Source organism: Cereibacter ovatus, assembly GCF_900207575.1.
Classification (GTDB): domain Bacteria; phylum Pseudomonadota; class Alphaproteobacteria; order Rhodobacterales; family Rhodobacteraceae; genus Cereibacter_A; species Cereibacter_A ovatus.
In genome coordinates, this window is sequence record NZ_OAOQ01000001.1 from 402,331 (window position 1) to 420,909 (window position 18,579).

Consider the following 18,579-nt stretch of genomic DNA (forward strand, 5'->3'; position numbering starts at 1 on the left):
ATGTCCCGCCGCGCCCTGCTGTTTCTTGTCCTGCCCCTTGCCGCCTGTTCGACCCATATCGAGGATCGCGCCTCGGAAGCCTGGGCGCCGGTCTATCCGGTCGAACAGCCCGCCCCGACCGATGCGATGCCCACGGGCGGGATCTATTCCGCCTCGTCGCGCGGATTGTTCGTGTCGGACCGGCGCGCGGCGCGGGTGGGCGACATCCTGACCGTGCAGTTCACCGAGAAATTCTCGGCCTCGAAATCGCAGAGCGCCTCGGGCGCGCGCAGCAACGATTATGAAATCGACCTGCCCGATGCGCTGACGCTGGGGCTGGACAATGGCGCGCTGACCAACAGCACCGATCAGGGCTTTTCGGGCCGGGGGGCGGCGTCGCAGTCCAACTCGCTGCGCGGGCGGATGTCGGTGTCGGTGACCCGCGTGCTGCCGGGCGGCAATCTCGAGGTGATGGGTCAGAAGCTGCTGACGCTGAACAACGGCAACGAATATGTCCGGCTGAAGGGCGTGGTGCGCCCCGAGGATATCGGCCCGGACAATGTCGTGGTCTCGGACCGGATCGCCCATGCCGAGATCAAGTATGTCGGCGCGGGCGACACGGCCGATACCGCAAAACCGGGCTGGCTGCGGCGCGGCCTTGCCGTGGTCTCGCCGCTGTGAGGGGCGCGGGCCTTCTTCTTGCCGTGCTTCTGGCGCTTCAGCCCGCTGCGGGGTTCGCGGACCGGCTGAAGGATCTGGCGACGGTGGCGGGGGTCCGCTCGAACCCCTTGGTGGGTTATGGCATTGTCGTGGGCCTGTCGGGGACCGGCGACGGCAATTCGCAACTGACGCAGCAATCGATGCAGTCGCTGATCTCGCGGCTGGGGCTGTCGGTCGAAACCGGCGATCTGAAGGCGAAGAATGCCGCCGCGGTGATGGTGACGGCCGACCTGCCGCCGTTCCTGAAAACCGGCCAGCGGCTGGATGTCACTGCCTCGACGGTGGGGCAGGCCAAATCGCTGAAGGGCGGCACGCTGCTGATGACGCCGCTTCTGGGCGCCGATGGCGAGGTTTACGCCATCGCGCAGGGCAATCTGATCGTGGGCGGGTTGGGGGTCGAGGGTCAGGACGGCTCGTCCTTGACGGTGAACATCCCGACCGTGGGCCGGGTGCCGGGCGGGGCCAATGTCGAAAAGATGGTCGACACGCCGTTTCTGGAATCGGACCATCTGATCCTGAACCTGAACCGGGGCGATTTCTCGACCGCGGCGGCGGTGGCCGAAGGGGTCAACCGCACCTTCGGGCCGGATGTGGCGGTGGCGCTGGATGGTACCTCGATCCGGGTCCGCGCGCCGGCCGACCCGGCGCAGCGCGTCAGCTTCATGAGCCTGCTGGAAAATATCGAGGTCGATCCCGCGCCCCCGGTGGCGCGGGTCGTGGTCAATTCGCGCACCGGAACCGTGGTGATCGGCGGGACGGTGAAGGTCACCCCCGCCGCTGTCACGCATGGATCGTTGACCGTGCGCGTGACCGAAGATCAGCGCGTGACGCAAGGGGCGACGGTGGTGGCCGGAAACGGCGGCACCGTGGTCGCCCCGGGCGAGCCGGTGGTGACGCAGGACAGCGGCATTGCCGTGCAGGAAGACCCGGCCAAGGCCTTCGTGTTCGATCCCGGTGTCTCGCTCAGTTCGCTGGTGGATGCGATCAATGCGGTGGGCGCCAGCCCGTCGGATCTGGTGGCGATCCTCGAGGCGCTGCGCGAGGCGGGTGCCCTGCGCGCCGAACTGGTGGTGATCTGATGGCCCAGCCCCCCGGCCCGATCCGTCCCGCACAGGTCGCCTGGGTCGATGCCCGGGGCCATGGCCGGGAAAGCAGCGCCGGGGCGGGGGGGCCGATGGCGGCGCCTGTTGTTGGCCCCGTCCTCAAGAAACCGGCGGCTTCGGTTTGCCGCCCGATCCGCAGGAAAGGACAGATCCGATGGACGTGACCTTCCGCCCGCTTGCGCAGCCTTCGGCCATGTCGCTGTCGGGCGCGCGTCCCGAACCCGGCGGCAGTCAGGATCTGCGCAAGGCCGCCGAAGGCTTTGAATCGCTGTTCGTGTCCGAATTGCTGAAGGGCGGCCGCGCCGGCCTGCCGGGGGGCGATCTGCTGGGCAATGCCGGTGTCGATGCGGCGCGCGATCTGCTGGACATGGAACTGGCCCGCGCCGCGGCCGGGCGCGCGGGTCTTGGCATCGCCGATGCGATCGAGCGTCAGTTCGCCCCTCTGGTGAAGGTAAGGTAAGCCTTTGTCCATCCTTGACATTGCCCGCTCTGGCATCCTGTCCTATCGCACGGCGCTGTCGGTCACGGCCGAGAACATCGCCAATGTGAACACCGAAGGCTACATCCGGCGCGAGGTGTCTCTGGTGCAGTCTCCGGGCGGGCAGACCACGCCGACCTCGGGGGCGACATCGGGCCAAGGTGTCCGGGTCGAGGACGTGCGGCGCGCCTTCGACGGGCTGGTGGCGGCGCGGCTGAACGCGGCGACCGGATCGGCCAGTTCTGCCACCAGTTTCGACGCCACGGCAGGTGCCATCGAGACGCTGTTCCTGTCGGGTGCGGGCAGCGTTCCGCAGTCCTTGGAAGGCTTTTTCAATGCGGTGAACGCGCTGTCGGCCAGTCCCGCGGATGGCGCGCTGCGGCAGGTGTTCATCGCGGCGGGTGACGATCTGGCCTATTCGGTGACGCAGGTCGCGGGCGGACTTGCCGGCCTGCGATCCGAGGTGCTGACGATGGCCGGTCAGGCGGCGGCACTGGCCTCCAGCCAACTGGCCCAGCTTGCCGACCTGAACGGTCGCATGGTGGGCTCGTCTCAGGGGTCGCTGAACCCGCTGCTGGACGAACGTGACCGGCTGTTGCGCGAGTTGTCGGGCACCATCGGGATTTCGGCCAGTTTCGACAGTGGCGGCCGCGTGCGGGTGACGCTGGGATCGGCGCCCGGGGGGCCGGTTCTGCTGGAAGGCGATGTGGCGACCGGGATCGGTCTGGCCGAGGCGGGCGGTCTGGTCTTGAACCTGACCCGTGGCGGCGTCACCAGTCAGACCCGCCAGCTTTCGGGCGGCACGCTTCAGGGGCTGGCGGCATCGCTTGGGGCGGTGGATGCGGCTGCGGCCGAACTGGATGCGCTGGCCAGCCATATCGCGACCGAGATGAACGCGGTTCACCGGCAGGGGCTGGATCAGACCGGACAGCTTGGCGGTGATCTGTTCGCGCTTGACGGCTGGCAGGTCACGGCGATGGCCACCAACGGCGGCAATGCCCGCGCCGAGGTCGTGGATTTCGACATGGATCTGGCACCCAGCCCGCTGACGCTGGTGCGCGACGGGGCGGCGGGCCTGTGGCGGGCCCTGGACGCCGGCGGCGCCGAGCTTGCCAGCGGTGCCGACACGTTGGCACTGGACGGGTTGACGCTGCGACTGACGGGGACGGCTGCGAATGGCGACCGGCTGGTGCTGACCGCGCGTCAGGACAGGGCCATCGACATGCGCTTCGTGCCGACGAGCACGCGCCAGATCGCCGCCGCGGCCGCCACGCTGGTCAGCAGCGCGGCCTCGAACGCGGGCAGCGCCACGGCGACGATGACCCCGGTGACGGTGGCGCCGCCTGCGGGGCTGGGCACGGTGGCCGATCTGCTTTCGGATGCGCCCGCCGCCGCTTCGGCCGTGCCGCTGATCCGCGCGGGGGTGGTGGGCTATGTGCCGGCGGGGGCGGCCTCACTTAGCCTTGCCAGCCTTGGAACGCAGGCGCAGCAGGAATTCGCGCTGACCGATGCCGAGGCTGCGGGCGCCACGCTGCTGTCGTTTTCCGTGGGCGGCACGCTGCATCAGTTCGACCTGTCGACGCTGGGCGCGGGATCGGCCGGCGATCTGGCCGCGGCGCTGAATGCGGGCGCGGTGGGGATGGCGGGGGAAACGCTGGCCGGGCTTGGCATTGTCGCCTCGGGCGGGGCGGGGCGGTTTGCGCTGTCGCTGGGCGCGGGCGATTTCGACGCCGGTGCCAGCATCACCGGCCCCGGGATCGCGGCCGCGGGCAACCCGACCCCGGCCGAGCCTGCGGGCGGCACGATCCAGATCATCACCCGCGACGGCCGCCATATCGCCGGCACGCCGCTGTCCTCGGCCGAGGTCGCGCTGCTGCTGACGGAAGAGAACGGCTTTCTGCCCGGCGCGGTCTATACCTACACCGCCGACTATCTGAATGCGGCCGACGGGACCGGCTATCGCGGACTGGGTTTTGACAGTGTCACCCTGCCGGGTCAGCAGACATTGTCGCTGAGCATCGCCGCGCCCACGCTGGGCGCCTCGGGCAGTGTGGGTGCGGCCAGCACCGCGGCCAGCCTTGCCGTCGATGGCGGGACCGGCCTGCCGGTCGTGATCGACATCCCGGCCGGTGCCTCGGCGCGGCGCGTGGCCGACATGCTGAACGCAGCCCTTGACGGGATCGAGGCGGCGGCCAGCACCGCGGTCGAGATCGCGGCCCCCGCTGACGGGATGCTGAGCTTTCGCCTTGGCGGCGGCACCGCCACACCGCTGACGATCAGCGGTGCGGTTTCGGGCGGGCGGATGGACGGTCTGGCGCAGGCGGTGAACTCGGTCACCTCGGCCACCGGCGTGCGGGCCGAGCTTTCGCCCGACGGCACGCGGCTGCTGCTGATCCAGGACGAGGGCGAGGATATCGCGCTGACCTCGGTTCGCCATGATGCGGGGGCTGCGGTCACGCTGCGGGCGACGGCAACGGATGGCACGGCTTCCACAGGCACGGTCACGCTGGCCGGCGCCTCCGACAGCGTGCGGTTCACCGGGCAGATCCGGCTTGGTTCGGCCACCGGATTTGCGGCCGATCTGGACGGAATCCGGCAGGATGCGACCGTCGATCCGATGCTTGGCGGTCTTGTCGCGCGCAGCACCAGTGCCGCGGGCGGGGTCGAGCGGTTCGCGTTCCGCCTTGATCCGGCGCTGGATGGGGCGGGCCTTGCGGCGGACGGGCTGTCCGGGGTGGCGGCCTCGGCCAGCTACAGCCTGACCCTTGGCAGCCGCAGCGTCAGCCTTGATGCCGGCGCGGCCGGGGTGGTGGATGGGGCGGGGGTTGCGGCCTCGCTGGCGGCGCTGCTGCGCGAGGGCACGCCCTCGGCCGGACTGACGGGCCGGGCGCTGACCAGCCTTCCCGCCGAGGGCCGCACCCTGACCGTGTCGTATGACGGGCAAAGCTACACCTTGCGCATGACAGCCACCGGCATCAGCGTCGAGGGGGGCGAGTCCGGCCAGCTGACGGCGGCTTTCGATGCCTCGAACCGGCTGCGGATCACCGGGGCGGGGTCACTGGACGGGTCGGGGATCGTGGTCGACAGCGGGGCCGCGGCGGCCTTCGGGGTGGCGGCTGCCGATGCGCCAGTGTCGCGGCTGACCGGCGCGCCGGCCGATCCGGCCGACCTGCCCGCCAGTTTCGAGATCGAGATCGGCGGCACGCGCTGGATGCTGGATGCGGCGGCCGGCGGGATCACGGCGCCACCCGGTTTTCCGGGCACGGTGGCATGGGACGGCGACGGCCGGCTGGTTCTGGACGTGCCCGCCAGCGCCGGCGCGCTGCGGGTGCCGCCGCAGGACGGCGCCCGCGCCGCGGGCCTTGCGACCGAGGGCGCGCGGGTTGCGGTGACGGATGGCGGGCTGGTGCTGACCTCGACCATCGGCAGCCCGGTGGGGGCGGTGGCCGGGGCCACGGCGCTGGCCAGTCAGCGGCTGACGCTGACCGATCTGCCCGACGAGGATCTGATCGTGGTGATGACCGGCAGCGGCGCCCTGCGACTGGCGGGATCGGTCGGGCCTGATACCGCCGCGCAGTTGCCGTCGGCCATCGAGGTGCGGGTGACGGACGCGCAGACCGGCCGGATCGAGGTGTTCGATCAGGCCACCGGCCATTCCATCGCCACCCGGACGCTGGGCGCGGATGGCGCGGCGACGGTGGCCGGCCTGCGCATCAAGCTTTCGGGCCAGCCCGCGACCGGCGACAGCTTCTTCCTGACGCCCAATTCCGCCACCGCAGGCGGGGCCGAAACCCTGGATCGGCTGCTTGATCTTGCCAATGGCGACCGCGCGACCGGGCGGGGGGGCTATGGGTCCGAATATGCCAACCTTCAGTCGCGCATCGGCGCGCAGGCCAAGGCCGCCACCGGCCGGGTCGCCACCACCGCAGCCGGGCTTGAGACCGCCCAGCGTGTCCATGCCAAGGCCACAGCCGTCGATCTGGACACCGAAGCCGCCCGGCTGATCGAACAGCAGCAGGCGTATCAGGCCTCCTCGCAGGTGCTGTCGGTGGCGCAAACCCTGTTCGAAACCCTTCTGAACGTGCTGTGAGGGCGCCATGACCATTGGAAACACCCTGTTCGCCGCCCTTGCCAGCCGCAGCTTCAGCCGGCTTCAATCCGACATCGGCAGCCTTCAGGAACGGATTTCGGCCGGCACCAACGATCCGCGCCCCTCGGCCAATCTGGAACAGGCGGTGCGGCTGTCGGCGGCCAAGGAACAGCGCGCGATGCTGGACCGTTTTTCCGCCAATGTGACCACCGCGACCGACCGGCTGGCACATGCCGACCTGACGCTGGCCGATGTCTCGACCTATACCCGCGAGTTGAAGGACATCGTGCTGCAACTGGGCAACCCCAGCCTGACCGACGAGGGCCGGTCGGGCCTGCGGATCGAGGCCGAGGCCCTGCGCGAGTCGCTGTTCTCGGCGGCAAACCGCAGCGACGGACTGGGGCAGGGGCTGTTTTCCGGCTATGGCACCGGCGCGGCTTTCGTTCAGACCGCCAATGGCGTGGCTTTTGCCGGCAATGGCGGGCAGACCGTCGCGCAACTGTCGGAAAGCATGCGCCTGCCCACCGGCATCGCCGGCGACGAAGTGTTCATGGCGGTGCGGACCGGCGATGGCGTGCGCTCGATCTTCGAGATGGCCGACGATCTGGTGGCCGCGCTGTCGCCGCCGGTCAGCATGTCCAGCGTGACAGCCACCGCCGACAGCGAGGCCCGCCTGACCATTGCGCCGGTCCGCGCCGAGGCCGTCCTGCGCTTCACCCTGTCCGGCCCGAGCGGCACGGCCGAGATCGAACAGGTGCTGCCCGGCTCGGTGGCCGAGGCGATCAACGCGGCCAGCGGACGGACCGGGATCGTCGCCACCGCCAACGACGATGGCTCGGTTCGGCTGAACGCCACGGGGCCGATCGGGATCGCCGGTCTTTCGCGCAGCGATGGGGCGCGCTCGGTGCTGGCCAGCCTGACGCCGCTTCCCGGCGGCACGCAGGAATGGCTGGTGGACAAGCGGCTTCATGCGTCGAACCTGACGGATGGCTTCGACGATGCCATCGGCCACATGGCCGAGCAGCGGGCGCGTGTGGGCTCGCTTGCGGCCACCGTGGACCGGCAGAAAGAGGCGCTGGCCGCGCGCCAGACCCGCATTGCGCAATCGGTTGCCGGGCTTCAGGATCTGGACGTGGCCGCTGCGGTGACCCGGCTTCAGTCGCTGCTTCTGACGCAAGAGGCCGCGCAACAGACCTATGTCAAGATCGCCAACCGCAGCCTGTTCGACTATCTGCGCTGACGGGCGGGGCTTGGCACGGGCTTGGCACGGGGCTTGCCAGTCCCCTTGCATGAGGATCGCGCTTCTTCTTCTGATGCTGTTTCTGCCCGCGCCGATCCGGGCGGCGGACAACTGCGAGGCGCTGGCCGAGCGGGCAGGCGCCGAAGCGGGCGTGCCCGAGGGGCTGATGGCTGCGATTGCCCGCGTCGAATCCGGGCGCGGCGATGGCGCCTGGCCCTGGACGCTCAATCAGGGCGGCAAGGGGATGTTTCTCGCGACCCGCGCCGAGGCGGTGGCGCGGCTGAGCGCGGTCGTCGCCTCGGGGGTGACGAATATCGACGTGGGCTGCATGCAGTTGAACTGGCGCTGGCACGGGCCGGCCTTCGACTCGGCCGACGAGATGATCGACCCGGTGCGCAACACCCGCCACGCCGCGCGGTTTCTGGTGGAACTGCGGGCGCGGCTGGGATCTTGGCAGGCGGCGGCGGCGGCCTATCACTCGTCCGACCGGGCGCGGGGCGCGGCCTATCTGGCCAAGGTCGAGTCCGCGCGCGGTGGCCTGCGTCTTGCCGATGCCGGCGGCGATCTGCCGACATCGGCTGTGATGCAGGCCGCCCGGATCGAAGGGCTTCTGGTGCTGGCCCCGCAGCCGATGGTGGCTGTTCAGACGCAGGCCGTGGCGGTCGTGGGCCCGGTTCCCGATGCGGCGACCGGCCTTATCCCCTCGGCCGGGCCGTTTGATCTGGCGCCGGCCACAGCCGAGATGTTCGAGGCCGCCGACCTGCCGCCACGGCTGCGGGCACGCTGGCAGGCGGTCGAGTCGTTCCGGGCCGCCCTCGCGGAACAACCCTGACTGGTGAACCCCTCCGAAGGTATGGGCACGCCCTTCGTAAGTGATCAAAATGACTTTTGCCGCATCGCGGCAAGCCAATGGCGTGGTTGCCGTGCGGGTGGTCTATACGAGATTTTAACCCTGATTTCCGCCCTTGCACGGTTGCCCGCATGACCAGCCACTTCCTGCCCGAAGCCAGCTTTGTCCGCCCGCTTCCGCCATCTGCGGGGCTGATCGACCGGGTGATCCCGGGGGACTCGTTGCCGATGCGGCGCGTCAAGCAGCTGATCGCGGCGGTTGCGGTCAGCGAGGCGCCGGTTCTGGTTCAGGGCGCGACCGGCACCGGCAAGGAACTGGCGGCCGAGGCGCTGCACCGTGCCTCGGGGCGCGAGGGGGCGCTGATCGCGGTGAACTGCGCGGCGATCCCGGCGGAACTTCTTGAATCGGAACTGTTCGGCCATGAAAAGGGCGCCTTCACCGGCGCCGACCGCCAGCGGATCGGCCGGATCGAGATGGCACAGGGCGGCACGCTGTTTTTGGACGAGATCGGCGACATGCCGCTGGCGCTTCAGGCCAAGCTGTTGCGCGTGCTGGAAAGCCGCCGGATCACGCGGGTAGGCGGCAGTTCCGAGATCGAGGTGGATTTCCGTCTTGTCACCGCCACCCACCGCGATCTTGCCCGGCAGGTGGCTGCGGGCGATTTCCGCACCGACCTTTACTATCGCATCAACGTCTTTCCGCTGGATCTTCCCGACCTGCGCGAACGGGCGGCCGACATCCCGCTGATCCTGAACCGGATGATCGAGGATCACCTTGCCCGCAGCCCCGCCGCCGATGCGCCCCATTTCGACGCGGGCGCGCTGCGCGAATTGTCGGCGCATGACTGGCCCGGCAATGTGCGCGAATTGCGCAACGTGTTGGCCCGTGCGCTGGTGCTGTTTCCCGGCCGGATGGTCAGCGCCCGCCATGTGCGCGAAAACCTGCTTCAGCTTGCGATGCCCGACCCCGAGTCGGCGGCCGATCTGGCCCCCGCCGCCCCGCCCGAGGCGCAGGGCCTGCCCGAGCCGCGCCAGTTCCAGGAGGCGCTTTCGGCACGGGCCGATCTCGATCTGCGCGGCTATCTGCGCGATATCGAGGTGGCGCTGATCGAATGTGCGCTGGCGCGCAGCGATGGCAGCGTGACCCGTGCGGCCGATGTGCTGCGCCTGCGCCGCACGACGCTGATCGAAAAGATGAAGAAATTCGTCATCCTGCGCTGCTGCGAGGTCTGATCCCCGCGCCCGGATGCGGCCTGCCACGCAGCCGCAGGGCTTCTTGCTGGTGTGGTCTTGGCCCGGCGCCGGGATGCGCGTTCTACGGTGGCGCGCGGCTTGGCCTGCGCGATGCCTTCCTGACACCTGCGCTTGGCGCTGTGCGTGCCGGTGGCCGGGCGGGCGACCGGCGCCCCCCTTGCGGCGCTAGTCGCTGTTCCACTGATCGACAAGGTTTTGCAGATAGGTGCCGGTGCTTTTGAACCGGCTGACCGCCTGTTCCATCGCGGTGAACTGCGCCAGATACCGCTGTTCCAGCTTGGCCGCGCGCAGGTCCAGCCCTTCGAGCACCGTGGTCTGCGCATCGAGGGTCGCGTTGATCTTGTTTTCGCGCTGCGCGATGGCGCCGCCCGAATCCAGCGCGCCGGCAAGCAGCCCCCGAAGCGTCGAGGCAAAGCTGCGGCCAAAGCGGATGGTGGCGCCGGTCACCGTGTCGTCGGCGGTGACGACAAGGCCGCCCAGTTCGCCCGACAGCACGATGAAGCGGGTCTGACCCTCGCCGGTGGGGATGCCCAGCGTGGCCGATCCGCCGATGGTGGCCTTGCCCGATCCATCGCGACTGAAGGCGAAATCGCCCGATCGGGCGGCCGCGCCCAAGGCGCCGCTGACCGTCACGCCGGCATCGGGCGACGAGAAACTGTTGGAAAAGATCGCGTCGAACAGTTCGGGCTTTTGTTCGAACGCGGTGGCGAAGGCCTTGGCGTCGAAGCGCAGCGACCCGTCGCGGTTCGTGCTGACCCCCAGTTGCGACAGGTAGACCGGCTTTTCGCCATGCCCGTTCATCGGCTGCGAGATCATCGCGGTCAGCGCGCGTCGCAGCGTTTCGGCGGTGCGGTCGCCCGCCAGATCGCCCGATTGCGATCCGTCAGTGGCCCGCAGCGTCAGATCCTTCAGCAGCGCAACGGTCGAATTCAGTTCCTCGACCAGATAGGTCATGGCCGTCTCGGCCGCTTTGGCATCGCGGCTGAAGCCGACGGTGGCGGGGCTGCTGGTGGTGCCCGTCAGCGTCAGCGTGGTGCCGGCCAGAAGGTCGGTGATCTCGTTCGACGCGCGCGAGATGGTGATGCCGTCCACCGTCAGCACCGCGTTGGCCGCGGCCTGCACTTCGGCGGCGCCGTTGCTGGCGGTGGTGTCAAAGCGCGCAAGCCCGGCCCCGGGCACGGCTTCGGTGACGGTAAAGCGCAGCGCGCTGCCCGACCCCGGTTCCGAGATCACACCCAGCGAAAAGGTGCCGTCGCCCTTGTCCAGCACCCGTGCCGTCACGCCCCGGATCGACGACAGCGCCTTGGCCAGATCCTCAAGCGTGGCACCCTCGCCCACCGCGATGCTTGACCCCGGCAGGTCGGGGTTGGCGGCGAAACTGGTCGCCTCGGTCTCGCCCTCGGGGGCGAACCAGACGCCGAAATCCACCGCGACGCTGCCCGCGGCCAGCGTCTGGCTGGCCGAGGTGAAGCCGCCGAATTCCAGCACCTGCCGCGTGGCGATCTGATGCACCTCGATCTCTGTCGACTGGGTCTGCACCTTGCTGCGGTCGGTCACCGTCAGCGACAGCGCCGAACTGGACGAGGTCGCCTTGAGCACCGAGGTCTGCGTGACCAGCCCCAGCGCATCGTCCAGCCCTTGCAGGCGCGAACGCAGCGTGCCCAGCGCCGAGATCGAGACTTCGGCCGAAGCGATCTTCTTTTCGGCCGCCGCCCGCCGCGGGGCGGTGTCGGCGTCCACAAGGCTTGTGGTCAGTTGCTTGATGTTCAACCCGGAACCCGAGGCGCCGAGTGCGTTCAGATAGTCCACCGCCATCAGGATACCCCTTGCGCTCTCGGAATGATAACGGCCGGATCGCCCGCAGGTTTAGCGCCTTTGGCGTCGGGGGGGGCCGTTCGGTGCTGCCGGCTGGTCGGCCCGGTCACGCAGGGGGCCGGCATGGCTTGGCCAAGGCCGGTCCTGCGGCCCGGTATCGCGCCCGCGGTGGTCCGCCGGTTCAGTCGCCGCCGTTGCCATAGGTGATCTCGATCTCGATCCGGCGGTTCTTCTCTCGGCCTTCCTCGGTTTCGTTGCTGGCGACGGGGGTGCTTTCGCCGCGGCTGATGGCGGTCAGGCGGGTCGGGTCGAAGCCGGTGGCGCCCAGTTCGCTGACCACATTGGACGCCCGCGCCGCCGCAAGGCCCCAGTTGTCGCCATAGGCCGAACCCGGCCCCAGCGGCACGCTGTCGGTATGGCCCGTCACCGTCACCCGGGTGTTGGGGCCAAAGGACGACAGCGCGATCTGTTCCATCACCTTGCGCGCCTCGTCGGTCAGTTCGGCCGAACCCGAGGTAAAGGCGCCACCCGCACCCACGGTAACGACCACCCGATCCTCTTGGGTTTCGACATTCACAAGGCCCTGTCCGGTCTGTTCGCGCAGCGCGATGCGCAGGCGGGCATCGGCGATCGCCGCGCGGCGCTTGCCGGCGCTGCCGCCGCCCTGACCCTCGCCGCCGCTGCCGGCGGTCTCGCCGGGGGCCTCGGCGGGCGAGGGCGCCTTTTGCGGGGTGGTGCCGGCGGCCTCGGCGATCGCCTCGGCCATCTGCGCCACCTTTTCCTGCGAGGCGTCATCGGGCAGGCGCACCACCACCTGACCCTTGCCGCTTTCGACCGTCAGTTGCCCGTTCGCCGCCGCGGTGGCCAGCGCATCGGCCAGCGCCTTTGTCGCGGCATCATCGGCTTCGGGGGCGGTGCTGTCCTGATGCGACCCGGTGGTGTTGCGGGGCGCCTCTTCGTTGGGTTCCTTGTTCGGCGGGGTGTCCGACGGCGGGTTCGACAGGTCGATGATCGTGGTTCCCAGCGGCTCGGGCAGGGCAGGCACCACCATCTGCACGCCGAACGCTTCGCGCATGGAACCTGCCAGCTTCTTGAACGACGGTTCGTCGAACTGCGCGAAAGCCAGGATCAGCACGAAGAATGCCATCAGCAGCGTCGCGATATCGGCAAATGTCGCCATCCAGGCCGGGGCCCCGACCGGCGGGCATTTGGGACATTCGTGGTCTTCCTCGTCCTCGGGCGGGGGGGGCAGGGGCAGCTTCTGGACCTTGGCCATGTGTCAGGCGGCCTTCAGTTTCAGTTGCTGCTTGGGCGGCAGCGTGGCCACCATCGTGTCCTGAATGTTGCGCGGGCTTTCGCCCCGCGCGATCGAGCGCAGCCCCTCGATCACCATTTCGCGGTAATGCACCTCCAGCGCGGTGTATTTTTCCAGCTTGGTCAGCATCGGCCCGAACAGCACGTTTGCAACCACCGCGCCGTAAAGCGTGGTCAGAAGCGCCACCGCCATCGCCGGCCCGATGGCCTTGGGGTCGGACATGTTGCCCAGCATCAGAACAAGACCGATCAGCGTCCCGATCATCCCCATCGCCGGCCCGATATCGATCCAGGCCTTCACGCAGGCCTGATAGCTCGCATGGCGGTTCTTCATCGCGCTGATTTCCTGCTTCAACTGCTTGACCAGACGCTGCTCGTCGGCGCCGTCGACCAGAAGCTGAAGCCCCTTTTCGAAGAACTTGTCGGGCACGGCCTGGCCTTCCAGCGCCATCATCCCGTCCTTGCGCGCGGTCGCGGCCAGTTCCACCATCCGCTCGATCAGCGCATCGGGTTTGGCGCTGAACGGCTTGAATGCCTTTCCCATCGCCGCGAAGCTGCCAAGAAAGACATCCATCGGCGCGGTATACATCACGCAGAACGCCGTGCCCCCGAACACGATCAGCACCGAAGGCACATCGACGAACGGCATCAGACCGCCCGCATAAAGCATTGATCCCAAGATCATGCCGAGGGCTCCGATCAATCCCAGAAGCGAGGCGATATCCATGGGCGGGTCTCCGGTGCGCTGTCGACGCGGGTCTGCGGGCAAGATGCGTGCCAGATGACGCACGGCGCCATTTGCACCGAGACCGCTAAAAGTTTTCGGAATGGGTCGTTTACTTGACCAGAGCGCCGGGGGGCGCGATGCCACATCAGGAGGCTAACCCATGACGACGATCAACACGAACATCGGTGCCATCGCGGCTCAGGCCAACATGACCAAGGTGAACGACGATTTCAACAACGCGATGACCCGGCTTTCGACCGGCCTGCGCATCAACGCGGCCAAGGATGACGCCGCCGGCATGGCGATCGGGGAAAAGATGACCGCGCAGGTCATGGGCCTGAACCAGGCGATCCGGAACGCCAGCGACGGCAAGAACCTGGTGGACACGACCGAAGGTTCGCACGTCGAAGTCTCGTCGATGCTTCAGCGTCTGCGCGAACTGGCCGTCCAGTCCTCGAACGATACCAACACCGCCTCCGACCGCGGCTCGCTGATGGCGGAAGCCGGTCAGCTGGTCTCGGAAATCAACCGGGTGGCCGAAACCACCACCTTCAACGGCATGAAGATCCTTGACGGCTCGTTCAAGGGCAAACAGCTTCAGATCGGCGCCGACTCGGGCACCACGATGAACATCAACGTGGACAGCGCCAAGGCCAGCGACATCGGCGCCCACAAGGTGACCTCGGAAGCCGCCATCGCCGACTTTGCCGCGGAAACGCTGACCATCTCGGGCAACCGCGGTTCGCAGACCGTGGATACCGCGGCGGGCGACTCGGCCAAGCAGATCGCGTCGAAGATCAACAGCGTGACCGCCTCGACCGGCGTCGAGGCCACGGCGTCCTCGACCGCGATCCTTGAAGGCCCGGACGCCTCGGGCGCCGTCGCCTCGACCGTCGAGTTCGAGATCAACGGCGTCAAGATCGAGGCCGTCTCGGTTCCCGCCTCGGACCCCGAGGGCGGCGAGCGTCTGGCCGGTCTGCGCGACGCGATCAACGAAGTGTCCAGCCAGACCGGCGTGACCGCCTCGATCAACGAGGATGGCAACATCAAGCTGACCGACGCCGACGGCGACGACATCGAGATCACCGCCTTCAGCTCGTCCACCACCGGCTCGTCGATGACGATCACCACCGGCGACGGCGCCGCGACCGACGATCTGGACGGCACCACGACCAGCGTCACCATCAAGGGCGTGGTCGAGATGACCTCGACCAAGTCGTTCTCGATCGCCACCGACGAGGCGGGTGCCGCGGCCACCGAAACCTCGTTCCTTGCCGTCGATACCGACAAGCAGCACTTTGCCTCGAAGCTTGACGCGGTGTCGCAGATCGACCTGACCACCGCCGAGGGCGCCGCCAACGCGATCAAGGTGATCGACGTGGCGCTGTCGAAGATCAGCCAGTCGCGGTCCGATCTCGGTGCGGTCTCGAACCGTCTCGACTCGACGATCTCGAACCTGACCAACATCTCGACCAGCGTGCAGGCTGCCCGCTCGCAGGTCATGGATGCCGACTTCGCCGCAGAATCGACCGCGCTTGCCCGCGGCCAGATCCTGAGCCAGGCCGCGACCGCGATGCTTGCGCAGGCCAACTCGTCCAAGCAGAACGTGCTGAGTCTGCTCCGCGGCTGACGGAAAACCGACAGCCCCGCCATCGCCCCCCGTCCGGTCTCCGGGCGGGGGCTTTTGCGTCAGGCACTTGGCCGCCGCGCGGTGGGCCTGACGTGTCGGCGTTCCGTCATTTTACCCCCGTCAAACGGATTTTTTGCCGGATTGGCATTTTTGGTCCACGGTGCCCTCAGGACTTGCATGGGGACGCGACGGATGCAGCTTTACAACGCCCAAAGCTTTGCGCAGCGCCAGTCGCTTGTGGTCACGGCCCAGTTGCAGCAGGCGATCTGCCTGCTTCAGATGCCCAATTCGGAACTGTCATCCTTCATCGAGGGCCAGGCCGAGGAAAACCCCTTTGTCGAATTGCGCCTGCCGGCCGCGCCTGCGCCATCGGTGGCGCTGCCGCGCGCGGCGGCGGCGGCGGGCGACGACTGGGACAGGATCGCGGGCCTTGCCGCCGATCCCGGCCCTTCGCTTTATGTCCATGTCACCGCCGAGATTGCCCGCCTTGGCCTGACCCCGGCCGAGACGGCGGCGGCGGGTCAGTTTCTTGACGCACTGGAACCCTGGGGCTGGCTGGGGCAACCGCTGGATCTGCTGGCGGCGCGCAGCGGTCTTGACCAGACCCAGGCCGAGGCCTTGCTGACACGGCTTCAGAAGATCGAGCCGGCGGGGCTGTTCGCGCGCAATCTGGCCGAATGTCTGCGGCTTCAGGCGGCCGACCTGGGCATTCTGACGCCGCTGTTTCAGGCGGTGCTGGACAACCTGCCGCTGCTGGCCTCGGCTGATCTGCGGGGCCTGTGCCGTGCCTGTGGCTGCGGGATGGACGATCTGAAGGCGGTGCTGCGCCAGCTTCGCGGCCTGAACCCCAAGCCGGGCATGCTGTTTGATGCGGCGCCCTCGCCGCAGCGTCCGCCGGATCTGATCGTCAGCCGCGCCGCCGATGGCTGGCGGGTTGACCTGAACCGATCGACCCTGCCCACCGTCGTGGTGCGGGCGGATGCGGCGCAGGATTACGGCCAGACCGCGCGGGTCTATGTCGGTGAGCGGCTGTCGGTGGCGCGCTGGCTGGCGCGGGCGGTGGAACACCGCAACCAGACCACGCTGAAGGTGGGTGCCGAAGTGGTCCGCCGGCAGACCGGCTTTCTGGCCGAGGGTCTGGCCCGGATGCAGCCGATGACGCTGCGCGAGGTGGCCGACGCCATCGGCGTGCATGAAAGCACGGTCAGCCGGGTGACCTCGGGCCTGATGATCGCGACGCCGCAGGGCACGCTGCCGCTGAAATCGTTCTTCACGGCGGCACTTTCCAGCCGCGAGGGCGACACTTCGGGCTCGGCTGCGGCGGTGCGCCACCGTATCCGCCAACTGGTGCAGGGCGAAAACCCCGAGGACCCGCTTAGCGATGACGCGATCGCCAAGGCGATTTCGGATGAAGGCGTGACGCTTGCACGCCGCACGGTGGCGAAATACCGCGAGCAGTTGAACATCCCCTCATCGGTTCAGCGGCGCAGGCAGGCGCTTGTGGCCGGCTCTGTCTGACGCGGGACGGGGGACAGGGAAGGGGCCGGGCGTTGCATCGCCCGGCCCCCTGTCTTTTGGAACGGCGGCCCTGCGATGCGCCGCGGGTGGCGGTGTCCGTGCCGTTTGGCCTGCGTTTCACCTCCCGTGCGGCTCTGTCCTGGCCTGGATCACGCCGATGCCGCCGCAGGTTCGGGCAAGACGCGGGCAAAGAGAAAGCGCCCACGCGGATGCAGCGCCAGCCATGCCGCATGGGCGCCGGATTCGCTGCGTGCGGCCAGCGTGGCCGCAGGATGCAGGCCCCGCATCCGCCGGTCGGCCCGGACATAGGCCGCGCCCGACCGCCAGACATGGACCGAGGCCAGCAGATGGACCGCCACCGCCAGCCATGGCGACACCATCAGCGCCAGCGCGACCGCGGCCGTCAGCGCCGCGGCCAGCCCCCAAAGCCGCATCTGCAACAGCCAGACCGCGGTCGCGACCAGCGACAGGATCGAGGGCGGCACCGGCTGAAGGTCATAGCGTCCATCGGGCGCGGCCATCACCTCCCAGTTGCGCAGCGCCTCGGGCTGAAGCCGGGGGGCGTCGGCGGGAAGGGGGGCCGCGATCTGGTCCCACCGGCCAAGGGCCGCGGTGGCGGCCAGCAGCGTGAACTCGGCCTCGGCGCGGCGAAACCCCAGCGCCAGTGGCGAGGCCGCCGCGAACCGCGCGCCAAGATCCGCGGCGCTGCCCGAAAACGGCAGCCCGTTGATCCGCACCAGCCGGTCACCCGGGCGCAGGTGCAGTGCCGCACCGGCCGGAGCAAGGGCGGCAAGTTCAAGGCAGGTCGCGTCAGTCATGGCGGATCAGGGTCCGGTTCTGGGTCGGGTGAAGGTCAGGTCGGGATGGTCGAAATCTGACAAGACTTACGGGAAGCGGATCGGATTGTCGGCGGGCTTGGGCGCGGGGCGTGGCGCTGTCGCTGCGGGGCGGCTTGCGCTGCGGCTGGCGGCCGGCTTGGCCGCCCGTCCGGGCGCGGCGCGGCGGTTGGCCTTCAACTCGTCGACAAGGGCGCGCAACTCTGCCCCATCCGCCCCGCCGCTGCCCAGCGTCTTGTGCAACGAAACCTCGACATCGCCCATCGCCGCCAGCAGCGCATCGCGCGTGGTGGCAAGGCTTTCGTCGACATGGGCCTGAATCGCGGTGGCGAACTGCGGCTCGACCGAGGCCGCCTGAGCGGCAAAGCCTTCCAGATCGGTGGCGATCCGCTCTCCGACGCCGTCGATCGCGGCAAGGATGGCCTGTTCCTTCGCATCCAGTGCGGCCGACAGCGTCTTGACCCGGTCCAGCGCTTCGGCCAGTTCGGTGATCCGGCCCACCATGATCTCGCCCGCGGTGGCCTGCACTTCGGCGGCTTCGCGCAGGTCGGCAAGGCTGCGGAAATAGACCAGCCCCCCTAGCAGCACGGCGATCCCGGTCCCCACCAGCATGCCCAGCATCGCGGCCTGCATCCGGCGCTGGCTGGCCATCACCGCATCGATGAAGGCACGGTGGCCGGCCTGCAACTGGTCCAGATCCTGCGCTGCGTCATTGGCCGCGCTGGCGGCCGAAATCGCACGGGCGATGCCGTCGCCCAGCGGGTCGTTGGTCTGATCGGTCATCGGGGCCTCCTTCTTGCGACCCTTCGGCAAGTTGCGTGCCATCAGCTGCGCCACCTGTCCGCCAATCGTTGCAGCGGGAAGCGCGCGGCCCCCAGCGCCGAGGCCACGGCGCACAGCGCCAGCAGCGCACGCAAGCCGCCCGGACCCGGCCCTGTCAGCGCCTCGAACCCCAGCCAGAGGGCCACGCCGGTGAAACAAATCGTCGAGATCATCTCGCCTATGCTGTGACTGTTGCGGGACATG

The 18,579-nt window shown here is 68.8% G+C and carries 15 protein-coding genes; 9 read left to right on the top strand and 6 right to left on the bottom strand.

Annotated features, from left to right (window positions below; genetic code table 11):
- The 7 genes from CRO07_RS01900 to CRO07_RS01930 all read left to right on the top strand — a co-directional run bounded on the left by CRO07_RS01900 (window position 1) and on the right by CRO07_RS01930 (window position 9,692).
- Window positions 1-660: a flagellar basal body L-ring protein FlgH gene (locus CRO07_RS01900; RefSeq protein ID WP_097028978.1), complete on the top strand. Its 660-nt coding sequence runs from the start codon at window positions 1-3 to the stop codon at window positions 658-660.
- Window positions 657-1,778: a flagellar basal body P-ring protein FlgI gene (locus CRO07_RS01905; RefSeq protein WP_097028979.1), complete on the top strand. Its 1,122-nt coding sequence runs from the start codon at window positions 657-659 to the stop codon at window positions 1,776-1,778. The genes CRO07_RS01900 and CRO07_RS01905 overlap by 4 nt, the downstream gene beginning before the upstream one ends.
- 178 nt (window positions 1,779-1,956) lie before the next feature.
- A complete protein-coding gene (locus CRO07_RS01910; protein ID WP_097028980.1) occupies window positions 1,957-2,262 on the top strand; it encodes a rod-binding protein in 306 nt (101 codons plus the stop codon).
- Between the two features lie 4 nt (window positions 2,263-2,266).
- A complete protein-coding gene (flgK, locus tag CRO07_RS01915; protein WP_097028981.1) occupies window positions 2,267-6,370 on the top strand; it encodes a flagellar hook-associated protein FlgK in 4,104 nt (1,367 codons plus the stop codon).
- A 7-nt stretch (window positions 6,371-6,377) separates the two neighbouring features.
- Window positions 6,378-7,610, top strand: a complete 1,233-nt coding sequence (gene flgL / locus CRO07_RS01920; RefSeq protein WP_097028982.1) for a flagellar hook-associated protein FlgL — start codon at window positions 6,378-6,380, stop codon at window positions 7,608-7,610.
- 49 nt (window positions 7,611-7,659) lie between these two features.
- A complete protein-coding gene (locus CRO07_RS01925) occupies window positions 7,660-8,442 on the top strand; it encodes a transglycosylase SLT domain-containing protein (protein ID WP_097028983.1) in 783 nt (260 codons plus the stop codon).
- 149 nt (window positions 8,443-8,591) lie between these two features.
- Entirely contained in the window at window positions 8,592-9,692 is a 1,101-nt protein-coding gene (locus CRO07_RS01930) for a sigma-54 interaction domain-containing protein (RefSeq protein WP_097028984.1), read from the top strand.
- Between the two features lie 186 nt (window positions 9,693-9,878).
- On the opposite strand, the gene fliD is transcribed toward CRO07_RS01930, so the two are convergent.
- From fliD to CRO07_RS01945, 3 genes are all read right to left on the bottom strand, one after another.
- Entirely contained in the window at window positions 9,879-11,528 is a 1,650-nt protein-coding gene (gene fliD, locus CRO07_RS01935; RefSeq protein ID WP_097028985.1) for a flagellar filament capping protein FliD, read from the bottom strand.
- A 181-nt stretch (window positions 11,529-11,709) separates the two neighbouring features.
- Window positions 11,710-12,804, bottom strand: coding sequence for an OmpA family protein (locus tag CRO07_RS01940; RefSeq protein ID WP_097028986.1), 1,095 nt, complete (start codon window positions 12,802-12,804; stop codon window positions 11,710-11,712).
- A 3-nt stretch (window positions 12,805-12,807) separates the two neighbouring features.
- Window positions 12,808-13,569 (bottom strand): motility protein A, encoded by a 762-nt coding sequence (locus CRO07_RS01945; RefSeq protein ID WP_097028987.1) that lies wholly within the window; start codon window positions 13,567-13,569, stop codon window positions 12,808-12,810.
- Window positions 13,570-13,729: 160 nt separating this feature from the next.
- On the opposite strand from CRO07_RS01945, the gene CRO07_RS01950 reads away from it, so the two are divergent.
- Window positions 13,730-15,199, top strand: a complete 1,470-nt coding sequence (locus CRO07_RS01950) for a flagellin N-terminal helical domain-containing protein (protein WP_097028988.1) — start codon at window positions 13,730-13,732, stop codon at window positions 15,197-15,199.
- Between the two features lie 177 nt (window positions 15,200-15,376).
- Window positions 15,377-16,717, top strand: coding sequence for an RNA polymerase factor sigma-54 (gene rpoN / locus CRO07_RS01955; RefSeq protein WP_235840909.1), 1,341 nt, complete (start codon window positions 15,377-15,379; stop codon window positions 16,715-16,717).
- 149 nt (window positions 16,718-16,866) lie between these two features.
- Here the strand turns inward: rpoN and CRO07_RS01960 are convergent, their stop codons facing one another.
- The 3 genes from CRO07_RS01960 to CRO07_RS01970 all read right to left on the bottom strand — a co-directional run bounded on the left by CRO07_RS01960 (window position 16,867) and on the right by CRO07_RS01970 (window position 18,578).
- On the bottom strand, window positions 16,867-17,535 hold the full coding sequence (locus CRO07_RS01960) for a hypothetical protein (RefSeq protein WP_097028990.1): 669 nt from the start codon (window positions 17,533-17,535) through the stop codon (window positions 16,867-16,869).
- A gap of 66 nt (window positions 17,536-17,601) precedes the next feature.
- Window positions 17,602-18,336: a hypothetical protein gene (locus CRO07_RS01965; RefSeq protein ID WP_097028991.1), complete on the bottom strand. Its 735-nt coding sequence runs from the start codon at window positions 18,334-18,336 to the stop codon at window positions 17,602-17,604.
- 41 nt (window positions 18,337-18,377) lie between these two features.
- Window positions 18,378-18,578, bottom strand: a complete 201-nt coding sequence (locus CRO07_RS01970) for a hypothetical protein (RefSeq protein ID WP_097028992.1) — start codon at window positions 18,576-18,578, stop codon at window positions 18,378-18,380.
- Window position 18,579: the final 1 nt, after the last annotated feature.

Coding starts and splice junctions, on each gene's coding strand:
- CRO07_RS01925 (WP_097028983.1), top strand. CDS start 7,660: ATGAGGATCGCGCTTCTTCTTCTGATGCTGTTTCTGCCCGCGCCGATC.
- flgL (WP_097028982.1), top strand. CDS start 6,378: ATGACCATTGGAAACACCCTGTTCGCCGCCCTTGCCAGCCGCAGCTTC.
- CRO07_RS01940 (WP_097028986.1), bottom strand. CDS start 12,804: ATGGCCAAGGTCCAGAAGCTGCCCCTGCCCCCCCCGCCCGAGGACGAG.
- CRO07_RS01910 (WP_097028980.1), top strand. CDS start 1,957: ATGGACGTGACCTTCCGCCCGCTTGCGCAGCCTTCGGCCATGTCGCTG.
- CRO07_RS01930 (WP_097028984.1), top strand. CDS start 8,592: ATGACCAGCCACTTCCTGCCCGAAGCCAGCTTTGTCCGCCCGCTTCCG.
- CRO07_RS01950 (WP_097028988.1), top strand. CDS start 13,730: ATGACGACGATCAACACGAACATCGGTGCCATCGCGGCTCAGGCCAAC.
- CRO07_RS01965 (WP_097028991.1), bottom strand. CDS start 18,336: ATGACCGATCAGACCAACGACCCGCTGGGCGACGGCATCGCCCGTGCG.
- CRO07_RS01960 (WP_097028990.1), bottom strand. CDS start 17,535: ATGACTGACGCGACCTGCCTTGAACTTGCCGCCCTTGCTCCGGCCGGT.
- fliD (WP_097028985.1), bottom strand. CDS start 11,528: ATGGCGGTGGACTATCTGAACGCACTCGGCGCCTCGGGTTCCGGGTTG.
- CRO07_RS01970 (WP_097028992.1), bottom strand. CDS start 18,578: ATGTCCCGCAACAGTCACAGCATAGGCGAGATGATCTCGACGATTTGT.
- CRO07_RS01945 (WP_097028987.1), bottom strand. CDS start 13,569: ATGGATATCGCCTCGCTTCTGGGATTGATCGGAGCCCTCGGCATGATC.
- CRO07_RS01900 (WP_097028978.1), top strand. CDS start 1: ATGTCCCGCCGCGCCCTGCTGTTTCTTGTCCTGCCCCTTGCCGCCTGT.
- rpoN (WP_235840909.1), top strand. CDS start 15,377: ATGGGGACGCGACGGATGCAGCTTTACAACGCCCAAAGCTTTGCGCAG.